Annotated in this window: 1 protein-coding gene; it reads left to right on the forward strand. The window is 54.0% G+C overall.

Annotated features, from left to right (window positions below):
- Positions 1 to 13: 13 nt before the first annotated feature.
- On the forward strand, positions 14 to 2,032 hold the full coding sequence (locus CUC55_RS00010) for a putative Ig domain-containing protein (RefSeq protein ID WP_103086610.1): 2,019 nt from the start codon (positions 14 to 16) through the stop codon (positions 2,030 to 2,032).
- Positions 2,033 to 2,271: the final 239 nt, after the last annotated feature.

Consider the following 2,271-nt stretch of genomic DNA (forward strand, 5'->3'; position numbering starts at 1 on the left):
CGTATCGAATGGAATGGCTCCCTACACATTTGTGCTCGCCAGCGGAGATGCGCTTCCCGCAGGTTTGGCTGTTGATGCAGCCACTGGCGAAATCTCGGGCACACCGACATCGACGGGGAGCGCCAGCTTCACGATTGATATCACCGATGTCAACGGTGTGTCCGGCTCCGTGAGTTATACACTTGCTATCAGCGAGCAGCTTCCGATTGCCGGTGCCGTGTCTAAGACGGTTGCAGCAAACAGTTCGAACAATGCAGTCGCGATTGCTATCTCGGGAGGGGCAGCAGYCTCGGTGGCAATTGATACGCAAGCGACGAAAGGTACGGCCACAGCCTCCGGCACCTTGATCAGTTACACCCCGAACACAGGCTATTCGGGCTCCGACAGCTTCACCTACACCGCCACAAACCCCGCTGGCACCTCCGCACCAGCAACGGTCACCATCACAATAACAGCCGTGAGCTTCAGTTTCTCTCCGTCTGCTGGCGCCCTACCAAACGGAATGGCAGGGGNAAAGTATGGTCAGCAGGTAACGGCCACAGGTGGCATCGCACCACTCCGCTACAGATTGGCTTCTGGTGCCCTCCCAGGCGGACTGACACTTTCCNTTTCTGGCGAATTGTCTGGCACGGCTGATGACAATACTGACGGCCAATACAACTTCACGATCGAAGTTGCGGATGCGAACAATTCTACCGCATTGGCCGCCTACGTGTTGGAGCTGGAAGAAAGGACCGTTAGGGTTCAGAACCAAGCCATCGTTGTGCCAGACGGCTCTTCACCGCCTGACGCCAGACTTGATATGAGCGCAACGGGAGGACCATTCGACAGCGCCAACTTGGTTTCGGTCGAGCCGTCAAATGCTGGAACTGCGACGATCACGATGGGCGATTATGCCCAGGTGGGGCCGATCTCGCCCGTTGGCTGGTATCTCAAGTTCACACCTGCGTCCGGCTATTCAGGGACTGTAGTCATAACCTTCAGCCTGACCAGTGGTATTGGTAGTAGTAAGGGAACGGTAACCTACTCACTCGGATATGATCCAGCTGACGTTGCCACCGAAATTGACAGTCTCGTAAACGGTTTCGTCAAGACCCGTCAAAATTTGATTGCGTCCAGCATCTCTGTGCCTGGTCTAATGGAAAGACGCNAAATGGAGGGTTCCACAGTCCCCGTGACCACAAGTTTTCGCCCTTCCGGGAAAGGTGTGACGCTGGGCTTCTCCACAAGTCTGGCCCAGTTGGAGGCGTCTCGTGATGGTGCGGACGGTGTCGCCACGGACGGCCAGCTTATACCTTTCAACATCTGGATTGATGGCACCTTTCTGCTTCACAACCGCAGTCAAAACGACAATCGATGGGGCAGTTTTGCGATGGTTTCCGCTGGCGCAGACTACCTGTTATCGGACAAGGCTCTAATCGGTCTCTCCGTTCATTACGACCGAATGACAGATCCAACAGACCAGGACGCAGAGCTGACCGGTAACGGTTGGTTTGCTGGCCCCTATGCCTCGTTCGAAGTCGGTAAGGGCGTCTTTTGGGATACAAGCTTGCTTTATGGCGGTTCGACAAACGACATCGATACGGCGTTTTGGGATGGAACATTCGAGACGAGCCGCTGGATGGTTGATACTGCACTCAAGGGCCAGTGGTATCTTGATGAAGTGACAGTGCTGACACCGAAACTGCGAGCACTCTACCTTTCAGAAACCGTGGATGCTTACACCGTCGATAACGAGCAGGACGATGCGCTGACCCTTGACGGGTTCACTACGGAGCAGTTCCGCGTCAGCTTCGGAGCAGAGATCGCACGGCAGTTTACCTTGGAAAGCGGTTCCAAACTCGTACCCAAACTCGGCGCCACGGGTGGTTTCTCGGGTCTAGACGGCTCGGGCGCATTCGGAACGTTATCAGCAGGACTGAGTATGGAAACGCCGGAGCAATGGAACCTCGATTTCTCACTTCTCTTTAATGTCGATGGCGACGGAGAAAAAGCAGCAGGTGCTAAAGCTGGCCTAAGTAAGAGATTTTAAATTCGTGGAACAAACTTCAGCGAGAATGACACATGAAAACTCCCCGCGATAAGTCTGGTGTTCGTTGAGGTCATTTTTGACGTCCNAATGATCCAAATTTGGAACGATCCAAAATCACCGAACAAAACCAGTTACTTACGACATTTTTGTATTTTCTTTGTTGGGCACTGTTGACTATGTCGTTGGGTGTCCTCTATAAGTCCGCTCACTGACGAGGGCGGCGGCGCTGCTAGCGACGA

It is taken from the genome of Agrobacterium bohemicum, assembly GCF_002896715.1.
Taxonomy (GTDB): domain Bacteria; phylum Pseudomonadota; class Alphaproteobacteria; order Rhizobiales; family Rhizobiaceae; genus Agrobacterium; species Agrobacterium bohemicum.